The following is a 23,318-nucleotide window of genomic DNA, read 5'->3' as shown; positions in this document are numbered from 1 at the left end:
TATATCATAAATTAATATTATAATAAAAAATGTTTTTTATTTTTAAAAATATACTTATAATTCTTTTATAATATAATGACTTTAACATGTTTTTGTTAGATATCTTTAAATACAAAATACTTTTTAAATATAAAATAAATACAAATAAAGAGGTTCTTAGAGAAATGAACCTGAAGCAAATAGCTGGAATGATAATGACTTTTTTGGGAATAATACTAATGTTTTATTCATACCTAGCAAACTGGAAAAACGGAATGATTGCAGGCGATGATGCATATACCTTTGTAGCAGGAACAATACTTCTTCTAGCTGGACCAGGGTTTTGGATAGGAGAGGTACCAAAAGAAGTTGCCGCAAGAGTTAGAACTGAAATTCTCGGTGCCAAGAAAGAAATTGAAGAAGGGGAAAAGAAATGACAATATATGCGTGGCTAATATTACTATTACTGGGAGTTTGGTATATTCTCTTCTATAAGTTTTATGGAGGTTATTTTCATAAGAGGATTGCTGAGGCAAAAGATGAAAACATAACTCCTGCACATAAATACTTTGACGGAATAGACTATGTTCCTGCAAATAAGTACATCCTTTATGGGCATCATGTAGGAGCTATTGCAGGGACCGGACCGATAGCAGGACCAACTATGGCAATGGCTTGGGGGTGGCTTCCTGGGATACTGTGGATTGCAATAGCAAACGTTGTCTTAGGTGCTGTACATGATTATCTTGCCCTAATTGCATCTATAAGGCACGAAGGAAAGACTATTGCGTTTGTAAGCGGGCAAGTTCTATCAAAAAGAACTCAGTATATCTTCCAATGGTATATACTTTTTGCATTAATACTAATAATAGCAGCATTCGTAATATTTGATGTCCAAGTATTTATGTCAACTCCCTCAACAGCAACAGCAATATTATGGTTTATGCCAATTGCAATATTCGTAGGTGTCTTAATATACAAGTTGAATTTCAAGCTACCATATGCAATAGTAACAGGAGTTGTTCTCTTATTGTTAGCGATGTACGCCGGCTATAAACTCCCATTGGTAATTAACAACTTTAATGCATGGATAACGATCTTATTGATCTACGGATGGATGGCAGGATGGCTACCACTATGGTACTTCTTGCAACCTAGAGATTTCCTCAATGTATACATTATGTGGGGAGGAATAATTTTGGGAGTTATTGGTCTAATATTAGCAAGAACACCTATTCAGTTGGATGCGCTATCTTCATTTACGTGGAAAGTTGTTGGTGGGCAACCATCACCTGTATATCCTACGATAGTTCTAGTTATAGCTTGCGGTGCATTGTCAGGATTTCACAGCCTAGTTGCATCAGGAACTACAGCAAGACAATTGAACTCAGAACTAGATGCTCGAGCTATAGGATATGGAGGGATGCTTACTGAGGGACTTGTTGCTATGACTGTTGCGCTATCGGTGGCAACTATGATCCCCTTTGCGTATTCGTATTACAACAATGTACCGCTAGACCAAGTATTGGCCAACAAGTCAGTTCTTTATAATTATGTGGTTTCAAGTACCTTGCCATCGTTTATCAGAAGTTACGGCTTTGTTTGGTATAAAGCATTCGATATACCATTAGCTATAGGAACTCTATTTGCAGGACTGTGGTTTGCGACATTTGATTTTGCCGTTCTAGATACCACAAACAGGCTTGCACGATTCACATGGAATGAGATTGTAGAACCATTGAGAATAAGAGCACCAACCGCCCATAAGATTCTTTCAAACAGATATCTAGGATCCCTTGTCGCTCTGTTAATAGGAGGTAGCTTAGCTTATACAGGTGCTCTGAATTATGTATATCCGGCATTCGCTGGTGCTAATCAGCTTTTAGCGGCTCTAGCGCTTATAACTACATCTTCATATGTCTACTACGAATTAAGAAGGTCGCTCAAACAATCTTTATTAGCATTTGTTCCAGCGTTCTTCTTATGGATAACAGTGACATCTGCACTTTTCTGGTATGAGTTTAAAGTTGCAATTCCAAAATTACAAACAGGGTTAGCAACTGGAAATGGAACTGCAATTTACTTAGGTGCTTCTCTGAGCACTATGGTAGCTATACTGCTAATATTAGACATTTTATTAATATTAGAGTTTATCAATGTCACTAGAAAAAAGAGAAAGAAGTGACAAATAAGTGGAAAAGCTAATAAATAAAATTAAAAATTTTTTTTCTTTTATCAAATATTTCTTGCCAGAATATTCAAAAATGAATGCCATTCAATCAATTGAAAAGGAGTATAGTGAATACCTTTCAGTTTTCCTGCTTTTAGTTTTTGGTGGAATGATAGGAATGCCCTCCCCTCCCAGTTCAGTAACTATAAGGATACTCCCAATGGCATTAGATGAGCTCAAGTTCTTGCAAAATAAAGGAAGGAGAGTGGATGACACATTAGGTGATATTATAGATGCAATAAATTTTGAGGATTAAGAAGGTAGTTAAAATGACCCTTTCTCAGATTTTACCTAAAGAAAAAGGCTTAGTTATGATTGTAGGGAAAGGAGGTGTTGGCAAGACTACTTTTTCTGCCATACTTTCGATCTATGCAAGTAAGCAATTACCTACCTTTGTCACATCTATAGATCCCGCTCATCACCTTGGAGATGTATTAGGCTATAAATTAGAACACAGGGAAAAAAGAATCGCTGAAAATTTGATTGCAAACGAAGCTGATATTGATGAGCTGATTAGAGAGTATCTGAGTAAATCAATAAATCTTCTTAAAAACTCTTATAAAGATATTACAGCTTTAAATCTTGATAAGTATTTTGACACGCTCAAAGACTCTCCTGGAATAGAAATAGAAGCAATGCTTCACTATATAGTGTCTCTTGTTAGAAAAGTGGACGAATATAAATATATCATTGTCGATACACCAGCAACTAGCATAACTTCAAGGCTAATAGGGTTGCCGTGGGTTCAGGGAGTTTGGGTAGATAACTTAATAGACTTGAGATCGAAAATTGCAGGTCTTAAAGAGGTAATTGAATCTGTAAAAGCAGGGAAAAAAGTTACGATAGATGACAAAATACTAAAAGAATTGATTCAGATGAGAGAAGAAATTGAAAGAAATAAAAAGCTTTTTATGAATAGCGATTTTACAAAAATTATAGGAGTCACAACAACAGAGAAGCTCCCAATCGTTGATCTCGAAAGACTTTCAAATTCACTTAAAAATAGAGGAATAAAGATTAGTTCAGTAGTAATAAATAAATACAAAAAAGATGAGAACGGGTTGAGTGTTATCAACTATTTGAAGGAAAAATTTCCTGAGGCAAGACTCATTTTAGTTCCTCAAATGAATTATGAGGTCATCTCTATTGAAAAAATTGAGAAGGTTATAGAGAAAATAGAGGTGCTTTAGACGAAATGATATTAGGACTGAGTTCTACAGATCTAGCATTAATCGTTATAATAATACTTGGAGGAGTAACCCCTTTTTTTTATTTCAGAGGAGAGAGAATTAACATAAGCAAAATGAAGGCTTTTTCAAAAGAGTTGCAGGAAAAATTAAATCCAAAAGATCAACTATACAAGATGTTAGGAACATTAGTAGGATTTGAAGCTGTTTTTGAATTAAAAAGAGATCATTTAAATAAAGCTGAGGCTGTTTTAATTCTTCTGCCCAGACACAGCGTAATATACTACCCATTCTCCAAGCTGACAAGCAAGTCTGATAAGTTTATTTTTAAAGCAATGTATAATGAAAATTTAAGGATTTCCCCTTCTGCTATAGAAAGAAAGAAAAAATTCTGTGAAAATAGTAAAATAATATTAATAAATGGGATAAAATATCATGCATGTGGAAAGGATGCAAACAAACTCTTGGAACTTATCTCTGGTATAGAACGGAGAATGAATTTAGTTAGAATAAGTTATGAGGATAAGCTCCTCTTCTTAGAATTTTTTACTAATAAAGAAGAGGTCGTAAAAGTCGCTATAGATATAATGAATAAAGCAAAAGAAATGTATCTGCCTTATACTTAAAGAATTTCCTAATATATCAACTAACTTCCTCTCAGTCAAAAATCGAAACAAATTATTCGCATTTCTTCATGAATGCATCTTTCATTTTTGGAAAAGATAGGAATGCCAGAAATTCATCAAAATAAAAAGTTTACTCCGCCATAAATGTCAAGACTTGCTGTTCTTATTCTCGGCTTCACTTATTTTTATAGCTATATGCGAGATAATTCTCCTTCAGACATGTAGAAAAATTCATTACAAATGTAAATAAGTTCATTGTCATGAGTTGCTATTGCTGCACCCCAATCATCTTTTCTATTTCCAAAAAACTCCATTAACCTTTCTATAATAAGCTCTCTATTTTTTTCATCAAGGTTGCTTGTAGGCTCATCTAATAATAATAAGGAAGGATCTGTCACCAATATAGATGCAAGCGAAACGAGCCTTCTTTGTCCAAAACTTAACCTATGAGGAACTTTATAAGCAAGATTTTCTATTTTAAGCTTTTTCATTTCTTCCAAAGCTAAGTTGTTAGAAATTTCTCTATTTACCCCTTTCGCAATCAACCCAAATGAAATTTCCTCAATCACGCTGGGATTAAACAACATATCATCTGGATTTTGAAATAAAAAACCTATTTTTTTCCTAACTTCAGATGCGTTTTTCTTGTCTATTTTTTTTCCAAATAAGTAGACTTCTCCTTCTTGCGGGAAGATCAATGCCGCAAGTATCATCAACAGTGTACTTTTACCTGAACCGTTGGGACCTGTTATGCATATTACATTCCCTCTCCTTAATTCCAAGCTGACATTTTTTACAGCTTTGGTTCCATCAGGATAAGCATAGCTTACATTTAAAAGCTTTGCAATTAAATTCACTTTTTACTACCTCTTAAATTTTGGTGCAAATAATGAAAAGAATAAAAATTGTTAACATAAAAGGAACAATCTTAATACTTAAAGAACTACGTCTGAGAGAAATTTCCATTCCTCCTCTTGATAAATACGCCAAATTGATTCTCTCGCCTCTTTCAAAGCTTCTTAAGAATTGAAATCCGACAAAATATCCAATTTCTTTTAGAGAAACTTTCAACCCTCCTCTTGACCGTAACATTAAGACGGAATTCCATAACATTCTTGTAGATATTAATGCATCAATTGAAGTTAAAGCTAAAAGAGATGAAAACCCTGAGGGGATGCCAATTGATGCAAACCCAGATGCCAATCTTTCTACCCCATAACATCTCGCCATAAGAGTTGGAAACGAAAGAGCAGCCCATACTTTAAAAAAGAACTCAAGTAATCCGTATATCCCAAAAGAAGGATCAATAAAATACCTAGGCACTGCAACTGCTAAAGAAAATAGTGGAATGAAAAACAGCGTATTTTTTAGTTGCCTCAATAAGCTTTCTTTCATTAAAAAGGCTACAAGAAAAGAAGAAAAGATTATAACAAGTGAAAATCTTATGTCTTTGGACAATACAACAAGAATTGGTGTCACTAGAGAAATAAGAGCAGCATCTGCTTCGCTAAAAAATCTATTTATTTTGTGATAATCCGCCAAATAACTTTTTTCAATAAACTCGCTTAATTTCTTTAGTGCTTCCATATTTCACTTACCTAGCTTCAATAATACCATTAGAATAAGAAATATCATTGCCATTCCAACTATGCCCGATATAATGCCTCCGATCCATTCGGATATTCCTGGAACTGTATATTCAGGAAATGGTGATTGTATGATGCTTTTTGAAGTGAGGTTCAATTCCTCTGCTACTTTGTCAAGAGGTTCATAAGAATAAGAAAATATTGTTGATCCTAAAAATATTGCTATTATTGATATGAGAAGAATTATTATTGTGCTTTTTTTCATATGTATCACCTCTTTAGAAGATCGGGTCTATACTTACCTATAGCATATATCGCAAAACCCGTCACAAGCCCCTCAACTATTCCTAATATGGCATGAGAAATCACCATTACAGGTATAGTCACAGAGAGACCATAGCCAAAAGTGCTCTTAGACAGTCCAAGTTCCAAGCCGCACATAAATGCGGCAGAAACTATTCCCAGCCAACCCGAAATAGCGCCTGCTACTATTCTTCCTTTCTCGTTTTTATATAACTTTCTTAGAAGGACATACGAAAAAAATGAAACTACCGATGCGGTAACTGCCATATTGAGCGTATTAGCTCCATAAGTAGTTATACCACCATCTCCAAATAATAATGCTTGAATTAAGAGGACAATTGAGAGACCAACTATCCCAGCTTCAGGTCCGAAGATTATAGAAAGAAGGGGGGTTCCTATAAGGTGTGCAGTAGTACCCCCAGGTCCTAAAGGATAATTAACCATTTGAAGAGCAAAAACCGCAGCGGTAATAACAGCAAAAAAAGACGTAGAAAGCTCTTCTTTTTTTAGCTTAGATCTCAATCTTATATAAGAAAAAATAATTATTGGAAGAGATATTACATAACATGTTATCCATACACTTTCAGTCAGATATCCGTCAGGTATATGCAAGATTTAACACCTGGTAACACTTCTACTTAAAAAATTCACACCAACTGGTATTTATTTTTTTTTATTACATAAAAAATTTAAAAAAAACAAAAATTAATAAAATTAGTATAAAAATAAAATGCCTTCCTTACTATCTAGCTTAGCCTTGCTATACTTTTTTGCTTCTTTTAGTAAGTTTCCCTCTAAATCCTCAGCCAAAGGTATACCTGACAATACGCATCCTGCAATAAGTATAGGCTCAGCTTTTTCAACTATAATTGCTTTAGGTGCGTTGTTGTAATACTTTAGAGCATAAATAACATAGCTCCCAACTGTGCTTCCCCTTGTATTCGGAAATATCAAGATTTTGTCTTTAATGCTTATTTTCTTGTCTTTAAAAATTATCTCTCCATTTTTCGCGTTTACTTCCCCTAAAAAAGATATCGGAAAGTTATATGCAACTATTTCTCCTTCAGCGTCTCCCTCGTTTAGAATTTTAACTCTTATTCTCACTTTTTCCTGCATACTACTTCACCCACTTTATTGAAAGGCACAATTGCTACTTTGACATCATGCATTCTTGGAAGATAGAATAAGCTCTTTCCACTTACCGTTACTATATTTTTAAACTTCAAACTAACAAAAGGAGATACGACCGGGCATGTATCTTTGATAAAAATAACTCCTTTTTCTTCAAGTTGCTGGAGTAGCCCCATCTCGTTTAACTTATTTGAAACATATCTTGATGTCGATATGATCACTGGTACATTGATTTTTTTACAGTCCTTTATCTGTATAGAAAAATTCAGAATTTCTTCAAGATCTGCGTGAGGGCAACCCATTAAAACAACATCAGGTATATAATCAATACTGTCCTTAACAATCTCTTTTAATTCATTTGCATCTATGTGTACCTTCTCCAATTCTCCAGCCTTTTTAATGAGATCCTTATATTCTGGTGTAATCCCATCTATTACGCTCATAGCTATATCTCCATTCGCACCAACCGCCGCAGTATAAGATTTTATAGCTTCAAAACTAGTCAGTCTATTTCTCTTAAACAAAGGAATACCGCTCTTTATTTTTTCTCCTACAATAATTCCTAAAGCCCCACTAATAGAAGGATCTGTTAGATCTATCTCTCCATCTATGATAATTTCGACCGTTGGAACCCTGTTCTCCTTTAAATGCAAACCAGCTTCATAAATTTTTCCAACAATAGCGCTCAGTATTGTAATTGGACCTCCTTCTCTATTCGTATAAGCACCATAGTACGTATTTGCCATCCCTACAGCTGAGCTTTCTCCCCATGCCAAATGTTCTCCCGGAAACGGCTTTCTTATAAGATAAGGGGTACACGTAAATGTAGGGTCAAACCCTAACTTTAGAACAAGTTCAACTATTCTTTTTTGCTTTTCTGCGAAATCTTCACTTATTCCCATTTTTTTCCAATCATCCAGATCCATTCCCACGGGGTTTAATGTAGAAAAGACCTTGACCTTTGCATTCTTTGATACTACGCTTTCGATAAATACTAATCCGGCATCTCCTATGGTTAAGTAAGAAAGACCTGAAGCGTGAACGTGGGAGACATCTACAAGTCTTTCTGCATTCAATGATTCACCAATTTTTATAATAGTCTTTAGAGCCAAAGCTTTTATTTCTCCATGCGCGCCATTTAGTATGCTTTCTTCCTCTTTAGTCAAAAACATTTACATTTCACCTGGAATTTTCGCTCTCTCGAATATAAATGAACCATTTAAAGGCTTTGTAGCATCGATTCCCATTTTTGCAGAAATTCCATCATTTGCACTTGGATCAAGCGTTGAACCTCTGGCATTTTTTACAACTATTAATCCTCTATCTGCTTGAAATCTTGTTGCGATAGCCCATTCTATCATGTTAGGATCATCTATATCCACATCGCCATCTACAACAACTACGTGTTTCAAGCTTGGATGAGCACCAAAAGCAGCCAGTATAGCATTTTTTCCATCTCCATCGTGATTTTTATCAATTGATATAGCGGCATGAAGCCATCCTCCTCCAGCTTGAGTTAACCTAACTTTATGCACCTTAGGAACAACGAGACTTACAGCTTTATATATTTGCGCTTCTTTTGTTATCCCCATTAATAGCTGATGCTCTCCCCCTCCTGGAAGTATCGCATGAACAGCTATCGGTTTTTCTTTCAATGTGTATATTCCATTGATTTTTATTAGAGGTTGCTTCCTTATCCTGTCATAGGTACCCATTATGTCGACAAAAGGCCCCTCATTTACCATTTCGTTAGTTATAGTAGCTTCAATTATTATCGATGTTCCAAGAGGAACTGGGTTATTCCACAATGGACTTTTTACTATCGGAAGTTTCTTTCCTAAAAGATTCGGAATAAGCTCAAATTCGAATTGGTTGTATGGAGGCGAAATTGATGAAACCAGCTCAATAATTGGGTGAGCCCCAAGCAATATTGTGACCTTTGTATCCTTTCCAAGCGATTTGTTATTTTCAATTATTCTATACAAGTGCCTTGGCACTATCCTAGCAACTGCGCTGTAGTCATCGATTACCATCGTTCTATGAATACTTGCATTATATGACAATTCGGTTTTTGCAATGAAAATCGTTGAAGTGAAATAAAAGCCTCCGTCTTTCTCATAATATTTCAGTGCGCCTAGCTTACTCAATCCATAATTACTCTTTTCATAATATTTGTCAAAATCAAACTCTACATATGGATCTTTTTCAGGCTTCAAATCAGTCACTAGTCTATAGAAATCCTCTAAATTTTTAAAGCCAAAAACTTTTAAAAACTTCTCCCTCGTTTCAAATAAATTTGAGATTATTGGAAAAGGTGTTCGAGACGCTCTAAATAGAACAGTAGAAGATCCTTGATTTTTCTTTATCAATAGAGGTATTTCAAATTCTTCATTGTATTCTCTATCATTATATTCTCTTATATTTTCGCTTTCGCGAAGTTTGTTAATGAGAAGTAATTGTTCTAAATTTTTCAAGGTTAGCCCCCTTTATCTTTTTAAATCAGTAAACCATAAATTATTATTAACTATAAGAAATTTTAACAAAACAATAAATATATTTTCAATTTCTTAAGATATAACAAATTTAACCTCAACGTCTATCCTTGTAAGCTTTTAAGGTTTTTAATCAAAGTATTTACGTCAGGAGCTCTTGAAAGAATGAATGGAATCCCATCGCTTTGTGCAAGTTTAATTGTAAGCGGATCTACAACTTTTGGACCGTGAACTACTACTGCTCTTGGCTTCAAGAAAGAAACTTTTACAGCGACCATTGGGGACCTCCCCGTACCTACATTCGTAAAGATCAGCGCTCTTTCTGTAGTTAGACCCATTATTGTTAAAAACTCGTAACCTGACAGGGTTTCTATAGTAGCTATGCTATCCAAAACCGTATAGCCATATATATATTTGTTCAATTCATCTTTTCCATACAATACTTCTCCATTTATAGCCTCAACTACTTTCTCTAGTGTGACTTCCTTAGTAAATTCCCTTATATCTAAAAGGGCAGTAGCGGGTAATCTTAAATTTCTCGCAAGCTCTTTGACCGTAATCCATCCCCTTTTTTCATCTATTTCGAGAAGAGAAATCACAAATTTCCTTATGAACTTACTGCCAGGTGATCTTCTACCCTTTTCGTAATCGCTAAGAACGCTAGAAAATACCCCCATTTTCTTTGATATTTCAAGCTGAGTCACATTAAAGATTCTTCTCCATTTCTTCATTGCTTCTCCAGGATTTTCACTCCATGCAATTTCGCCAGCAATTTCTTTGGAAATCCTTTCTATTATAAAATCAGAGATCAATTAAAAATCCCCTGATATAATTTAATATTACAAATAAAAATATTTTTAGATAATAGTCGAAAAAATATAAAAGCTTAAAATAGAAAGTTTTTTTATAGGGCCCGTAGTCTAGCTTGGTAGGATGCGGGGTATGGCTTTATTGCCACCCGACTCGGGACCGGGGAACACTGGCGAATATCCCCGTGGTCCGGGGTTCAAATCCCCGCGGGCCCACTAAAAACCTTATAGCTCTTTAATTCATTGCTTCCCCATTAATCTTTTTAAAAAGCTGTTTTTTGTTTAGTTTTTATTTAGCTATTACATTTTTATTACTAGAGGTATGAGATAAGTCCAAATGGGCAGCATACACTAATAAGTAGCTATGATCGATTGGGAATTATATTCGTAGAAGATTAAATGTGATCATTATTACATAAGACTTAAAAAAATTGGTTAATTGTTTTAAGGGTTTTATTACTATTTTATCACCTATATCAAGTCGATTCCAAATTCCTCGATAAAATAATTAGATAGCTTATTGCTTTTTCTCTTCTTTCTTCTTCTTTCCTTTACATCCCATACTTAATACCACCAATTAAGTTTAAGATATCAAATATTAACTTTATAACATTTATAACTTTATAAGGGAAACATCTATGCGAATAAAAAGAGAAAAGCCAAGTAAATTTGAACTGATTCAACTAAAAAGTGTAATAGCATACCAATTTGGTAAAGAAGCTGTAGAGTCTATATTCAAAAGTAACAATAGCATTGAAGTAAGCAGGTATTCTACCGGAAGAATAAGAACTGTATATATAAACGGAGAAGAAGCCTTATACTTCAATCCTAAAATAGGGCTATTTTCTTTAAGTATGTACGGAGCTAGCCTAATATTTCCAAGCATACCAAAAGAGACAAAAAGGATCGCAGTTATTACAGAGGTATTTGAAAATTATACTAAAAAGACATTATTAGCTCCTGCTGTAGCATGGAGCACAAATGATATAAGAGATGGCGATGAAGTTTTTATTGTAAATGAAAATGGAGAGCTTTTAGCTTTAGGGAAGGCTCTTTTGTGTCATGAAGAGATAAAAAAGATAAAGAGGGGAAAAGTAGCTTTAATAAAAAGAAAAAGGTGAAATATAGCTTTGGTTGACAGAATCGGTTTACATATTATAAAAAGAGGGGTAATAGGGAAAGGATTTAGAGGCGTTTCTGGCTTTAAAGGGTTCGGTGCAGTAGGTATCATATCCGCATTACATCTCGTAAATTCATTAAAAATGGAAAGAATAGGCATTATAACGACAAAGTACCACCCAGAGTATGTTTATAGAGATGATTACGGTATAGCATATCCGTTCGAAATCTTTGCAAGCAAAGAGAATAAGCTTGTTGTTTTTGTCACTAGGGAAATTCCTGACGAGAGAATAAGAGATGAATACGTATATGAAATAACAAAATTTGCAGCAAAATATGGAATTTCTCCATTAGTTTTAATCGGAGGACTCGATAAAAAATTTAAAAACAAAGAAGATGAAAAAATGAGGTGGCTAAAGAACTCCTATTATCGTGGTGAAAGCATTGATGCAGAAGAACTTGAAAAAGGTCTGCTAATAATCGGACCTCTTGCATTGCAACTCATGTATTCTGAGCTCTTGAAAGTGCCTGCGATAGTTCTACTTCCATATGCAAATGCAGAGACCCCTGATCCTGCAGCTGCTGCAACAGCTATTGAAGCCTTAAACAGGCTGTTCAGCTTAAGTATTGATAATTCCAAGCTTATAGAGGAAGGAAAAATGATAGAAGAAGAAATAAAGAAGCTTGAAGAAATCGCGGCTTCACGTGCAGGAAAAGAACCATATATGTAAGAATTTTTTGATGATGAGCGAATCCGGGTCTTTATTTGAGCAGATAACTGCAATGAAGAAAGGCCGATTCGTACTGAAAAATAAAAAATTTACTGAATAGTATAGCCACCGTCGACTACTAGCAAATGTCCAGTAATAAATTGAGATTCTTCGGAAGCAAGGAATGCGACTGCATTTGCAATATCTTCAGGTTTTCCCATTCTCCCTACTGGAATCAATCTCTTATATATTTCTGCCGTCTGTTCATCTACTTTTGTTCCAGAGGTTTCTATAGGACCTGGTGCAATTGCATTTACTGTTATTCCGAATTTTGCTACTTCTAAAGCCAATGCTTTTGTAAACCCGACGACTCCTCCTTTGCTTGCGCTGTAATGAATTAGACCTGGAAATCCCACAATTGCGGCTATTGAAGATATGTTTACAATTCTTCCATAGGAATTTTTCATCATATTCGGCAAAACTGCTTTTGAAAATAGGAACATGCTTTTTAAGTTTATATTTAATACCCTATCCCAATCAGATTCTGTCATCTCAATGAAGGGTTTGCTAGGATATATCCCAGCATTGTTAACTAATATATCAATTTTTCCAAACTTACTAATACCTTCTTCAACTGATCTCTCAACATCTTCTTTGTTTGTAACATCTCCTTTAAATGGCAAAACTTCAACTTCTAGATGTTCAATTTCTTTTGCAGTTTCAAAAATCTTATCTGAGATATCAAAAAGAATTAAGTTTGAGCCTAATGATGCCAGTTTTTGTGCTATTCCTTTTCCAATTCCCATTGCAGACCCAGTTACTATAGAAGTTCTGTTCTTAAAAGACATTTTTCCCACATTTATTAAATAAAATAATGTTATTTATAATTATTTAGTATATATTTTATTTATTCATGTTTTTTACGTAAAAATTAATTTATATATAAATCAAGTAGAAAATCAAAATATGCTTATGTTCCTAAAGCGCTAATTCTCTTAAGTATATCAGTCCTTGTTACTATCCCTTTAGGCTCACCAACAGCATTAACAACTATCAGCCTTCCAACGCCATGCAATTCCATTATTCTTACAGCGTCCATAATATCTTCATCTTCCCTGATTGTTACTACATGCTTTCTCATGTAGTCTTCTACCTTAGCTTTAACATTGCCCTCACTATAAGCTTTTGCTATATCTGTAGTTGTTATTATTCCCACTATCCGCTCATTTTCTATGACTGGCGCTCCTCTTATTTTTTCTCTAAAAAGCAAAGAAGAGGCCTCTCTCAATGGCATCTGAGAAGTTAAAGTAACTAGATTTTTCGTGGCAACTTCGCCAACATTTTCCCTCGGAATACTGACAAGCCTTTTTATTAATATTGCTATTTGTCCCGTTGATCTATCAATATGCTGAATTTCTCCATCTATGAGTAATCTATTATAATCTGTAGGTCCAAGACGTATAATATCTCCTTCTTTAAGTTCATCCAAATTTCCATTAGCTTTGAGAATGGCCTTTGCACCCGCAGGGTTTAATACATCCATTATTTCTATAGAATATGCTGTTACGTTAGTTTCATTTCCATTTTTCTTTATTCTTAAAGACCCATATGTTACAATTCCATAGCTTTTTATAAGCTCTTTTGCCTTTAAAGTGGGCATGTATCCCCCACTTGGTCCAGTTTTACTTTCTAACAGTCCCAGACTTCTCAAGCTTGATATTATGTTCCTTACCGTACCTTCATCTTTTCCTATTTGTTGAGCGATCTCTATACTCTTAACAAGTCTGTTATTTTGTTCGTACAGCTTTATCAGTGCTAGTAAAACTTCTCGCTGCGTTTGGGTTAATTCATACATATACATAAATCATTCCTCTAAGAATGCTATTCCAAGAGTTTATTTTAAGAAAAAATACTATAATTATAAATAAAATTTAATATAGCTATATATAAATTTTTTTTCATAAATATTTTTAATTAAGAAGAATCTATAGTTTAAATATCTTTTAAAAATAAACTATCCATGAATTAGTTTAGAAAAGTAAAAGTTATTTAACAAAATTTTTAAATATTTTTTGCAATTAATTTATTAAACATTATTTTTGCTACATAGAGCCTTCTGGTATATTTAATGCTATGTCTAAAAATTTTAAAAAGTTCCATAAAAGATGGTGTAAAATTGCGAAAAGTTTATATAGAAGTGATAAAAAATCTATCTTTGAATTATCTATATAGAAACTTTTGAAGTTTAATAAAGCTTCATTCATCTTGAGGTGACATGAATGTCAGTTGAACCTACAGGAATTCCTGTATTAATTTTAAAAGAAGGGACACAAAGAACTGCAGGAAGGGATGCCCTTAGAAACAATATAATGGCAGTTAAAGCAATCAGCGAGGCATTAAGAACCACATATGGTCCTAAGGGAATGGATAAAATGCTCGTCGATAGCCTTGGAGACATCACCATAACTAACGATGGTGCCACCATTCTAGATAAGATGGACATCCAACATCCTGGAGCAAAAATGATGGTCCAGATTGCTAAAGGACAAGATGAAGAGGTAGGAGATGGAACAAAAACAGCGGTTATTTTAGCGGGAGAGCTGTTAAGGCAGTCAGAAGATTTGCTTGATAAGGGGATACATCCTACTGTAATAGTATCTGGATATAAAAAAGCGGCTGAAGAAGCAGAAAAAATAATCAAAGAAATCAGCGAGCCTATTGACATTAATAACAAAGAAATTCTAAAGAAAATTGCGACGACAAGCTTATACAGCAAGGCCGTACAAGGTTCAAGAGATAAGCTGGCAGAAATTGCAGTTGAAGCTGCAACAAGAGTTGCTGAAAAGAGGGGAGACAGCTATTTTGTTGATCTAGATTCAATACAAATCATCAAGAAATATGGTGGAAGCCTCTTAGATACAATGCTTATAGATGGAGTAGTCATAGATAAAGAAGTAGTCCATCCAGGGATGCCTAAGAGAGTAGAAAATGCAAAAATTGCGCTTCTTGACGCCCCGCTAGAAATTGAGAAACCAGAAATTGATGCAGAAATCAGAATTAACGATCCTACACAGATGAGAAAGTTCTTACAGGAAGAAGAAGAAATGCTGAAAAGAATGGTTGATAAAATAGCTGAAGTTGGAGCGAATGTAGTCATAGCACAAAAAGGCATCGATGATGTTGCGCAACACTTCCTCGCGAAAAGGGGAATACTTGCTGTTAGAAGAGTGAAGAGGAGCGATATGGAGAAGCTTGAGAGGGCGACAGGAGGAAGAATTGTTTCCAATATTGATGATCTCCAACCTTCTGATCTTGGAGAAGCAGCCTTAGTAGAAGAGAGAAAAATAGGAGAAGACAAGATGGTGTTTGTTGAGGGAGCGAAGAGCGCTAAGAGCGTTACTATCTTGATAAGGGCTGGGTTTGAGAGATTAGTAGATGAGGGAGAGAGAGCGCTTAGGGATGCATTGAGTGCAGTCGCAGATGCTATTAAAATGGCCAAAATTGTCGCAGGAGGAGGAGCTACTGAAGTAGAAGTTGCAAAAAGGCTAAAAGAAATTGCACCAAAAATAGGAGGAAAACAGCAACTAGCTGTTGAGGCTTTTGCCAGAGCTCTTGAAACTCTTCCATCAACTATTGCAGAAAATGCAGGCTACGATGCGCTAGAAATAATGATGAAGTTAAGAGCTGCGCATGCTAACAGTAATGGAAAGTTTATGGGAATAGACGTATATACAGGTAACATCGTCAATATGAAAGATATCGGTATAATTGAGCCAGCAGCTATAAAGCTTAATGCTATAAAAGCAGCTACAGAAGCAGCTACAATGATATTAAGGATAGATGACTTCATTGCTGCAAGCAAATCAACAGGAGCAGGAGCTGGAGAGAAAGGAAAGAAAGAAGAAGGAGAGAAAGAAGAAGAGAAGGATTAAAAATATAACTTTGATGCAAATTAAAAATTATCTTTTTTAGAAAATTTTTATGTTTTGATTTAACATATATTTAGGAGAAATATATACATATAATTATTAATATAACATTCTATCATGATTCTATTATAATGATAAAAATTAATCTAGAAGGCCCTAAAAATGAGGGTTGCTCTTATAGCCTCTCACAGAAAAGCGGGAGCATATGAGCAAACTTTTGGCATAAGCATGCCTCCACTCTCTGCAGCATATCTTGCCTCAGTAGCTAAAGAAAGAGGCTACGATGCCAAGTTTTTCGATGCTTTTGCATTAAATGCCAACGAAGAAAAACTGGCAGAACTAATTTCTGCATATGATCCGGATATCGCTGCTTTTTTAATAAATGCTTCTACATATGCTAATCCTAGCATAAAAATTGCAAAAAAGCTAAAGGAAGCTGGTAATGTAAAATATGTTGTTGCCGGCGGTCATCATGCTACATTTACTTATTCGCTTCTCCTAAAAAACGGTTTCGATGTAATTTTTTTAAGAGAAGGTGAAGTTACTTTTTCGAACTTTCTCAATGAAATAAAACAAGGAGAAAATTTTGAAAACATAAATAGCATAGCATATATAAAAGATGGAAGGGAAATTAAGGTCAATCCTAAAGTAAATTATGTAATGAATTTAGATGAACTCCCCTTCCCGCTTTTTGAAATATATGATAAAGAAAAATATGACATGGGAGTGCTTGATCCGGGAAGTAAAGTCATAACTCTAGAAACATCGAGAGGTTGTCCATTTAACTGCGAATACTGCTCAGTCACGAAAATGTGGGGAGGAACATGGAGATTTAAATCAGTTGATAGGGTTATTAAAGAGCTCGAAAGAGTGAAGGAACTCGGATATAAATGGGTTTTCTTTATTGATGACAACTTCATAATACCCATAAAGAAAATTATTGACGAAAGATTAATCCTTTTAGACAAAATAGCGAAAAGCTCTCTCAAAAAACTTAAACTTATAGTCCAACTGAGAGCTGATTTTGTCGCAAAGAACCAGTGGATAGTAAATAAACTATATGAAGGGGGGATAAGACTCACTTTTCTTGGAATAGAGTCTGGAGATCCTGAAACGTTAAAAAATATGAGAAAGAACTTAGTTCCTAATGATTCAGCTTTAGCCGTTAGCCTTCTATCAAAAGCCGGTATTATTGTTCATGCTGGCTTTATTCTTGGCGCACCTTATGAAACAGAAAAGGCAATGAACAGGACTATAAGCTTTGCAAAATCGCTAATAGACTATGGCTTAGATTCTGCTCAGTTCTCTATTTATACACCGCTTCCTGGAACAGATGCCTTTCACAGGGCATTAAAGGAAAAAGCTTTACTGACGCTGGATTGGGATCTATATGACACTCTACATCCGGTTGAAAGAACGAAGATTTCGCCCATTAAGCTTTTTTTAAAAGATAGACTTGCTTATTACAGTTTCTTTTTAACAAAAGGAATTAAAGGAATTAGAAAAGGAACTTTGCTTTCTGCGCCAAAAAGAGAAAAAGATGTTTATTTAACAAATGGAACCAGATTTATAATTAGAAGGATTCCTAGATATTTTGCAGGTATATGTAAACTCCCGTTTACAGCGATTGCTTTGTGGTTTAAGCTAAGAAAGAAGCCCGAAGAAGAAGATTTAGTAGAATTGGAAAAAATAATGGAGATGTCAGAACAGAGTTTGAAAGAAATAAAAATTTTAGAACAGAAAGCAATACAAAAAAATTAACTATATTGTTAAATCTCTATTTCGCAATAAAGCTTATAACATTAAATGTTAAATCTATTAAAAATTTTATATAATTTGAAAATATTGCTTTTAAAAAGATAGCCCGATTTGAAACTTATCAATTTAAGTTATGTCAATGAAAATGGTGATGAACGGCAATGACGATTATTTTAAAAATTGATCCTTCTAAAATAGATGCTGAAAAGATAAAGATTGCATCTAGTATAATAAAAAATGGGGGACTTGTCGCTTTCCCTACCGAGACCGTATATGGATTGGGAGCGAATGCGCTTAATGAACATGCAACTAGAAAAATATATCAGGTAAAGGGAAGACCTTCAGATAATCCAATTATTGTACATATAAGCTCTATAGAAATGCTAGAAAAAATAGCAGTAAACGTTCCTGAAATAGCTTATAAACTTATTAAAAAGTTGTGGCCGGGACCATTAACTTTGATCTTGAAAAGAAGTAATGCTGTTCCAAAATTAGTTACGGGGGGACTAGATACTGTTGCAGTAAGAATGCCTGCTCACCCGATCGCCCAAAATTTAATTGAACAAGCAGAACTTCCAATAGCTGCACCAAGTGCGAATATTTCTGGAAAGCCGAGTCCTACTAGGGCTGAACATGTAATAAAGGATCTCTATGGTAAAATTGAAGCTATAATTGATGGCGGAGAAGTTTTATATGGAGTAGAATCAACAGTCATAAACGTTCTTTCTGAAGAGCCAATATTGCTAAGACCTGGAGCTTACTCTGTTGAAATTATCGAAAGCATAATAGATCGCAAGGTGAAAATTCCTCATTTTGCTAAAGGTATAGGAGAGGCTGAAAAGGCTATTGCGCCTGGCACAAGATACAGACACTACGCACCAGAAGCCAAACTAATCCTAATCGAACCTTCAACGTTCACTGAAGATGAGATTAAAAAAATGATATCAAAAATAAAGGATATTGCCAATCAATATAAAAATGAAGTTTGCATAATCACATCGAGCGAAAATTATTACGAATACAGTAGAATTCTAGATGAAAAAAGGTTGTTCGTATTAGGCAGTAGGAACAACCTTTTTGAGATAGCAAAAAACGTCTTTGATGTTCTTAGAAAGATCGATGAGTACGGATGTAAAGTTGCGATTTCTGAAAGTTTTGAAGAGAGGGGATTAGGGCTAGCCGTTATGAATAGGCTGAGAAAAGCATCTAGCGATATCATTAAAATATAAGAAGGTCCCTTTGATAGTATTAAAATTTTCATCGAGGATTTTTTCTAAAATTATTTTATTGATTCATCATAATTTAAATTAAATAATTCGTATATTTTCTTTGCCTTAACTTCACCTATACCTTCAATTTGCATTAACTCACCTACAGTAAGATTAGCAATGTTTCTAATGGTACCAAACTTTGTTAAAAGCTTTCTTGCTGTTTGAGTACCAGTTATTATTGAAAGAGAAAGCAACACTCTTTCTTTAGGAGTTTTTGCTTTCTTTTTATTATAAATAAAAACCGTTTTTTCTTTAGTGTTACCAAGCGATCTCGCTTTTGCGATAAGCCAGGAAATCGTCGAAGATTTCGAAAGCGTATAAATAACAGGTATATCCCTATTTAATACGAGCTCATCAATCGTTCTAAGAATCGCAGTTTCAGAAATCTTCCTTTTTTCTAGTGTATAAGATAGATTGCCTTCCAAAACAATGACTGGTAAAGCTTCCCCCCTCTCTTTGATTTTTTTTAGTGTTGCGGACTGCTTCCATATTCTTCCATCTATTATACTGTTAACAAAATCTTCTGCAGTTTTCCTTTCCACAAGTATGGGAAGTTCTCCTTTTTTAGACAAAAGAAGATAATCTCCGGCTTCCAGCTGTTTTACTGCAACTGAAAGCTTTCCTTTTATTAGTCCTTCAAAAATTTCTGGATTAGTAGCTTTTTCGTTCTCATCCATTATGACATCAGTAGGCATAAGCAACGTTATGTTTGTCATATACTCACCTTTATTCATTAATTCTTATATCATAGTAATTGGTGTAATACTCATAAATCGACGCAAAATCTTCTTTAATCTTAAATAAAACATCAATAAGTCTTTCTCTGCTTTTAATTTCTTTTCTTTCACTTAAATACTCATTAATGCCAAGTCTGCTTTTCTCATTTTTCAGAAAGGCTTCAACATCTCCGTAGATCTCTTTTTCTACCAGCTCTATGAAAATTGAATTTAATGGAAAATAGGTATAGCATGGATGCTCTTTCCATTGTTTCCTTGACTGCTCTCTGAGATATGTAAAATAACCACCCTTGTCGCTTTTCTTACCTCTCCTGACGAACCCACTCGCAAATGCCATTTTCATTAAAAATACTAAGTCTTCACTTTGGCTTTGAAGAAACTCTATTGCTAGCATCCTTTCAACAGCCTTTCCTTTTTCTAAAAGGTTTTTTGCAACTTCCTCCAAACTTTTTGAGCTTTGAGATATTAAAATCGCGCTTCTGAACGGAGTTGGCAAAATATAAGAGAAAAGCAGTGAGTAGCAACCAGCTTCCTCCTGAGGAAGCTCTCTAAGATACTTTGCTATTGGAAGATACTTGATCTTAACAGATTTAACACCATATCTGTAGGGATTTGAAACAAATGAAGAATCTAGAATTCCTAACCATTGAAATGATCTTATCCATATTAAGGATTCGATGAGGCTGTAGTTAAAAGACATAAAATCAATTAAACCATTTTCTTTTCCCAATGCTATCCCAAGTAAATTTGAATACTCTTTAAACATGTTTATGTAAAAACCCGGTGTCCTTGGAATTCTTAAGGACGTAAATCTCTGAGAGTAGAAAGGAAAAATCAAAGCTAATCTTCCTCTTTCAATTGGATTTTTTGACTTGGCAAAACAGAAGATTTTAAGTTTAGCTTTTTCTTAACAAAATTCGAAAAGAAATCAGCAGTAACTCTATCAGTTCTCGAACCATCCACAATAAGCATTTTTGGCTTTGATTCAGAAACATACGCAAATACATCTTGAAAGTCACCGTGATCGCTGAAGGCAACCAACCATTTTTCATATTTATTTTTTTCGATAATTTTTTTGATGGGAGATTCAAAAAACCAGCCTGAAAGAATTAAATCTGCAGTTTGTGATAAGGTTCCTTTTTTTGAGTTCATATGCTGAAAATAAACATACCAGTTATCTTTTTTGACTTCGCTTCCTTCTTTACTATCTTCTTCAAAAAAATCATTGATTTTCATTCCGTGTTTACATGCTACGTTTGTCAATTCATAAACCTTTTTAGGCATTACAAATGGTGCACTAACATTATTTTTTCTAAGGATTTCCATAACTTCCTGTAATTTTCCATAATAGCCTAAAATTCTAACCGGCTTATTCTTGCTTAAAATCTCATTAACAAGATCAGCAAGAAGCGTTTCAATCTCTTGCTTAAAAGGTCTGATCATATGTTCTTGCCCATATGTAGCATCGATAACCAATACGTCCAGATCGCTCATTATTTTTGTCCCTGGAAATTTGAAGTCACTTGTATAGCCTAACCTGAAGCCTTCTTTCGTTTCAACAACAACCTGTGCTGAGCCTATTACATGAGTCGATTTTACAAAAGTAATGGTTTCATCGACTATTCTTAATGGCTTATTATATCCTAAAGGGATCGTTTTATTCTCCGGTAATTTTTCTCCCAATACTGTTAAAGAATCCAAAGTAGGCTGAGTTGCCAATATATATGTAGAATGCCTCTTACTTTTTGAAAGATAAAGGGTATGATCACTATGCATATGAGTTACTACCCTTACAGGTCTTCCGGCGTAAGAATCTATTTCAAAAAATTCGCCAAGTAAAATTGCTCCGCTTTCCGTAATGCTCGCATTAATAATCGGCTTCAATTCTGTCAAAAGAAAAAGCACCTTCAATACCTGCTTATTTAAAATAAAAGGAAGAAATTCCTTAATTAAATTAAACTAGTCTTTTCTTGTAAAAATATCTTACTGCATAAAATATAGATTGCTTTTAAATTATTCATTACCATATAAAACGCGGTCTGTTCAGGTGTCCCCACACAAGGAGGATTATTAATGCGGACTTAAATAGGACAATAAACATCTTATATATCCCCAAGTCCCTAGAAGCTGGAAGCAGAGGGTTTTCAACAGTTTTGTGTATAAATGTTTATTGAGGTTTTTGTGGGTCTTTTTCTGTTGACCTAGGCCTCTGGAGTGGCTCTAAGCTCTTTCCTATGACGGGTAATTCCCAGAGGAGAGGTTGGAGCCTAGATTTATGAGGTATTACAAGTGTGGTTTTAAACACGACAGGGATGTAATAGGAGCAATAAACATAGTCAAAAAGTACCTCTTAGGTATGAGCCCCGTGCCTTTGGGCTCGAAGGGTGCCCATGACCCCCACGTAGAGTGACTAGTGACCACGGTGAATCATGGATTTGAGGCACAACCCGCCATAGGCAAACCTATAGCGATATAGGACGGGAAACGGGAAAACCCCAGTAAGGGATAGAGTAATAACTGAAGACCCAGCCACGATCTATCGTTGGACGAATAGAGCAGAGTAGGTACTTTATATACCCACTAACTGCGAAGTTGTGAGGATGAAAACGGTAAACCTCAAACCAATGATCTGCTTTAGAGGAAACCCTCACCCTTTAGGACGAGGAAAAAATCAGTTTCGATAGTGAAGTTTTCTAATTATGTGTTTGTTTTATCTTTCGGAAATAGAAAAATTTTATTGTCTTTTTCGAAAACATCAAAACTAACTCCATAGATTTTTTCAAAAAGAGCAATTTCAATTGATCTTCCTGAATAATAGGGACCAAATATACCTTCGTCTTTACCAATTAAAAGTATAGAATCGCAAAAATTAAGGGATTCGTTTAAATCGTGCAATGAAATTAGTATAATTCTCCTATTAGACTCATTTTTTAAAAGCTGATAGAGAATAATTCTTGAACGAAGATCTAAATGACTATTTGGTTCGTCTAAGAACAGTAAATTTGCTTCAGAAACTAATGCGCCTGTCAACATTACCTTTGATTTTTCACCTGTGCTCAAATATTCATATTCGTAGTCCATTCCATATTTTAGTCCAAATGTATTCAGAATTTCCTCTGCCATAATCGTTCTTTTTGTTACATTGTCATCGCTAATAGAATAAAGAAAAAATTTTCTATCGCCAATTATGAAATTTAAAATCACATCAATTATTCTTAATGATGGTAAATAAGGAGGATCTGGCGATATATATAATTTCTTCGACGAGTCCTCAACTGAAACTTTTCCCTCAAAAGGAGGTATTATCCCTGCAAGAGTTTTTAAAAAAGTTGTTTTTCCGGCACCATTTGGTCCTAAAACACAAAATAGCTTTCCTTCTTTTATTTCTAACTCAACTCTTTTAGTTATTGCTTTACCATATCCTAAAGTGCCAGAAAATGCAAGCCTCAAA

General features: G+C 34.6%; 24 protein-coding genes, 1 tRNA gene and 1 pseudogene. 12 read left to right on the top strand and 14 right to left on the bottom strand.

Annotation, left to right across the window (positions count from 1 at the left end; genetic code table 11):
* The first annotated feature begins 164 nt into the window (after positions 1-164).
* Genes FFONT_RS05360 through FFONT_RS05340 form a run of 5 tightly spaced genes read left to right on the top strand, consistent with a single transcriptional unit; the run spans position 165 to position 4,022 of the window.
* Complete coding sequence (locus tag FFONT_RS05360; protein ID WP_148683698.1) at positions 165-416, top strand: hypothetical protein; 252 nt, start codon at positions 165-167, stop codon at positions 414-416.
* Positions 413-2,164: a carbon starvation CstA family protein gene (locus tag FFONT_RS05355; RefSeq protein WP_014558216.1), complete on the top strand. Its 1,752-nt coding sequence runs from the start codon at positions 413-415 to the stop codon at positions 2,162-2,164. The genes FFONT_RS05360 and FFONT_RS05355 overlap by 4 nt, the downstream gene beginning before the upstream one ends.
* Positions 2,165-2,171: 7 nt before the next feature.
* Entirely contained in the window at positions 2,172-2,465 is a 294-nt protein-coding gene (locus tag FFONT_RS05350; protein ID WP_014558215.1) for a DUF7990 family protein, read from the top strand.
* The gene (locus tag FFONT_RS05345; protein WP_148683697.1) at positions 2,455-3,399 is read left to right on the top strand and encodes an ArsA family ATPase; all 945 of its coding nucleotides are present in this window, start codon (positions 2,455-2,457) and stop codon (positions 3,397-3,399) included. The genes FFONT_RS05350 and FFONT_RS05345 overlap by 11 nt, the downstream gene beginning before the upstream one ends.
* 5 nt (positions 3,400-3,404) lie before the next feature.
* A complete protein-coding gene (locus FFONT_RS05340) occupies positions 3,405-4,022 on the top strand; it encodes a hypothetical protein (RefSeq protein ID WP_014558213.1) in 618 nt (205 codons plus the stop codon).
* Between the two features lie 191 nt (positions 4,023-4,213).
* On the opposite strand, the gene FFONT_RS05335 is transcribed toward FFONT_RS05340, so the two are convergent.
* The 8 genes from FFONT_RS05335 to FFONT_RS05300 all read right to left on the bottom strand — a co-directional run bounded on the left by FFONT_RS05335 (position 4,214) and on the right by FFONT_RS05300 (position 10,346).
* Entirely contained in the window at positions 4,214-4,879 is a 666-nt protein-coding gene (locus FFONT_RS05335) for an energy-coupling factor ABC transporter ATP-binding protein (RefSeq protein WP_014558212.1), read from the bottom strand.
* A gap of 13 nt (positions 4,880-4,892) precedes the next feature.
* Positions 4,893-5,609 carry an energy-coupling factor transporter transmembrane component T family protein gene (locus tag FFONT_RS05330; protein WP_014558211.1) on the bottom strand — a complete coding sequence of 239 codons (717 nt, stop codon included), beginning with the start codon at positions 5,607-5,609 and terminating at the stop codon, positions 4,893-4,895.
* 3 nt (positions 5,610-5,612) lie between these two features.
* A complete protein-coding gene (locus FFONT_RS05325) occupies positions 5,613-5,873 on the bottom strand; it encodes a PDGLE domain-containing protein (protein ID WP_014558210.1) in 261 nt (86 codons plus the stop codon).
* A gap of 5 nt (positions 5,874-5,878) precedes the next feature.
* A complete protein-coding gene (locus FFONT_RS05320) occupies positions 5,879-6,523 on the bottom strand; it encodes an energy-coupling factor ABC transporter permease (RefSeq protein WP_014558209.1) in 645 nt (214 codons plus the stop codon).
* 102 nt (positions 6,524-6,625) lie between these two features.
* Positions 6,626-7,027, bottom strand: coding sequence for an aconitase X swivel domain-containing protein (locus FFONT_RS05315; protein WP_148683695.1), 402 nt, complete (start codon positions 7,025-7,027; stop codon positions 6,626-6,628).
* Positions 7,012-8,214: an aconitase X catalytic domain-containing protein gene (locus FFONT_RS05310; protein ID WP_014558207.1), complete on the bottom strand. Its 1,203-nt coding sequence runs from the start codon at positions 8,212-8,214 to the stop codon at positions 7,012-7,014. The genes FFONT_RS05315 and FFONT_RS05310 overlap by 16 nt, the downstream gene beginning before the upstream one ends.
* Positions 8,215-9,516 carry a UbiD family decarboxylase gene (locus FFONT_RS05305; protein WP_014558206.1) on the bottom strand — a complete coding sequence of 434 codons (1,302 nt, stop codon included), beginning with the start codon at positions 9,514-9,516 and terminating at the stop codon, positions 8,215-8,217.
* Positions 9,517-9,638: 122 nt separating this feature from the next.
* A complete protein-coding gene (locus FFONT_RS05300; protein ID WP_014558205.1) occupies positions 9,639-10,346 on the bottom strand; it encodes a transcriptional regulator in 708 nt (235 codons plus the stop codon).
* A 97-nt stretch (positions 10,347-10,443) separates the two neighbouring features.
* On the opposite strand from FFONT_RS05300, the gene FFONT_RS05295 reads away from it, so the two are divergent.
* The 3 genes from FFONT_RS05295 (at position 10,444) to FFONT_RS05285 (ending at position 12,193) form a co-directional block, all read left to right on the top strand.
* Positions 10,444-10,559, top strand: a tRNA-Pro gene (locus FFONT_RS05295).
* 422 nt (positions 10,560-10,981) lie between these two features.
* Positions 10,982-11,464: a PUA domain-containing protein gene (locus FFONT_RS05290; RefSeq protein ID WP_014558204.1), complete on the top strand. Its 483-nt coding sequence runs from the start codon at positions 10,982-10,984 to the stop codon at positions 11,462-11,464.
* Between the two features lie 9 nt (positions 11,465-11,473).
* Positions 11,474-12,193 carry a proteasome assembly chaperone family protein gene (locus FFONT_RS05285; protein WP_014558203.1) on the top strand — a complete coding sequence of 240 codons (720 nt, stop codon included), beginning with the start codon at positions 11,474-11,476 and terminating at the stop codon, positions 12,191-12,193.
* 89 nt (positions 12,194-12,282) lie between these two features.
* Here FFONT_RS05285 and FFONT_RS05280 read toward each other — a convergent pair whose 3' ends face one another.
* Complete coding sequence (locus FFONT_RS05280) at positions 12,283-13,020, bottom strand: SDR family NAD(P)-dependent oxidoreductase (protein WP_148683693.1); 738 nt, start codon at positions 13,018-13,020, stop codon at positions 12,283-12,285.
* Between the two features lie 122 nt (positions 13,021-13,142).
* Positions 13,143-14,027, bottom strand: coding sequence for a CBS domain-containing protein (locus tag FFONT_RS05275; RefSeq protein WP_014558201.1), 885 nt, complete (start codon positions 14,025-14,027; stop codon positions 13,143-13,145).
* Positions 14,028-14,451: 424 nt separating this feature from the next.
* Here FFONT_RS05275 and thsB point away from each other — a divergent pair, with 424 nt between their 5' ends.
* The 3 genes from thsB to FFONT_RS05260 all read left to right on the top strand — a co-directional run bounded on the left by thsB (position 14,452) and on the right by FFONT_RS05260 (position 19,088).
* On the top strand, positions 14,452-16,104 hold the full coding sequence (thsB, locus tag FFONT_RS05270) for a thermosome subunit beta (protein ID WP_014558199.1): 1,653 nt from the start codon (positions 14,452-14,454) through the stop codon (positions 16,102-16,104).
* Between the two features lie 159 nt (positions 16,105-16,263).
* A complete protein-coding gene (locus FFONT_RS05265) occupies positions 16,264-17,862 on the top strand; it encodes a B12-binding domain-containing radical SAM protein (protein ID WP_014558198.1) in 1,599 nt (532 codons plus the stop codon).
* A 158-nt stretch (positions 17,863-18,020) separates the two neighbouring features.
* Positions 18,021-19,088, top strand: a complete 1,068-nt coding sequence (locus tag FFONT_RS05260) for an L-threonylcarbamoyladenylate synthase (RefSeq protein ID WP_014558197.1) — start codon at positions 18,021-18,023, stop codon at positions 19,086-19,088.
* A gap of 50 nt (positions 19,089-19,138) precedes the next feature.
* Here the strand turns inward: FFONT_RS05260 and FFONT_RS05255 are convergent, their stop codons facing one another.
* The 3 genes from FFONT_RS05255 to FFONT_RS05245 are packed head-to-tail and all read right to left on the bottom strand — an operon-like array spanning position 19,139 to position 21,760.
* Positions 19,139-19,846 carry an ERCC4 domain-containing protein gene (locus FFONT_RS05255; protein WP_014558196.1) on the bottom strand — a complete coding sequence of 236 codons (708 nt, stop codon included), beginning with the start codon at positions 19,844-19,846 and terminating at the stop codon, positions 19,139-19,141.
* A gap of 10 nt (positions 19,847-19,856) precedes the next feature.
* Entirely contained in the window at positions 19,857-20,705 is an 849-nt protein-coding gene (locus FFONT_RS05250; protein WP_148683691.1) for a hypothetical protein, read from the bottom strand.
* A 2-nt stretch (positions 20,706-20,707) separates the two neighbouring features.
* Positions 20,708-21,760, bottom strand: a complete 1,053-nt coding sequence (locus FFONT_RS05245; protein WP_148683690.1) for an MBL fold metallo-hydrolase — start codon at positions 21,758-21,760, stop codon at positions 20,708-20,710.
* 134 nt (positions 21,761-21,894) lie between these two features.
* On the opposite strand from FFONT_RS05245, the pseudogene FFONT_RS07350 reads away from it, so the two are divergent.
* Positions 21,895-22,008 (top strand): annotated as a pseudogene (locus tag FFONT_RS07350) (transposase family protein); the annotation flags it as partial.
* Between the two features lie 556 nt (positions 22,009-22,564).
* On the opposite strand, the gene FFONT_RS05235 reads toward FFONT_RS07350, so the two are convergent.
* Positions 22,565-23,317: an ATP-binding cassette domain-containing protein gene (locus FFONT_RS05235; RefSeq protein ID WP_014558193.1), complete on the bottom strand. Its 753-nt coding sequence runs from the start codon at positions 23,315-23,317 to the stop codon at positions 22,565-22,567.
* Position 23,318: the final 1 nt, after the last annotated feature.

It is taken from the genome of Fervidicoccus fontis Kam940 (genome assembly GCF_000258425.1).
GTDB classification, from domain to species: domain Archaea; phylum Thermoproteota; class Thermoprotei_A; order Sulfolobales; family Fervidicoccaceae; genus Fervidicoccus; species Fervidicoccus fontis.
Note: the sequence above shows the minus strand (reverse complement) of the source record. Positions and strands in the feature narration are given on the sequence as shown.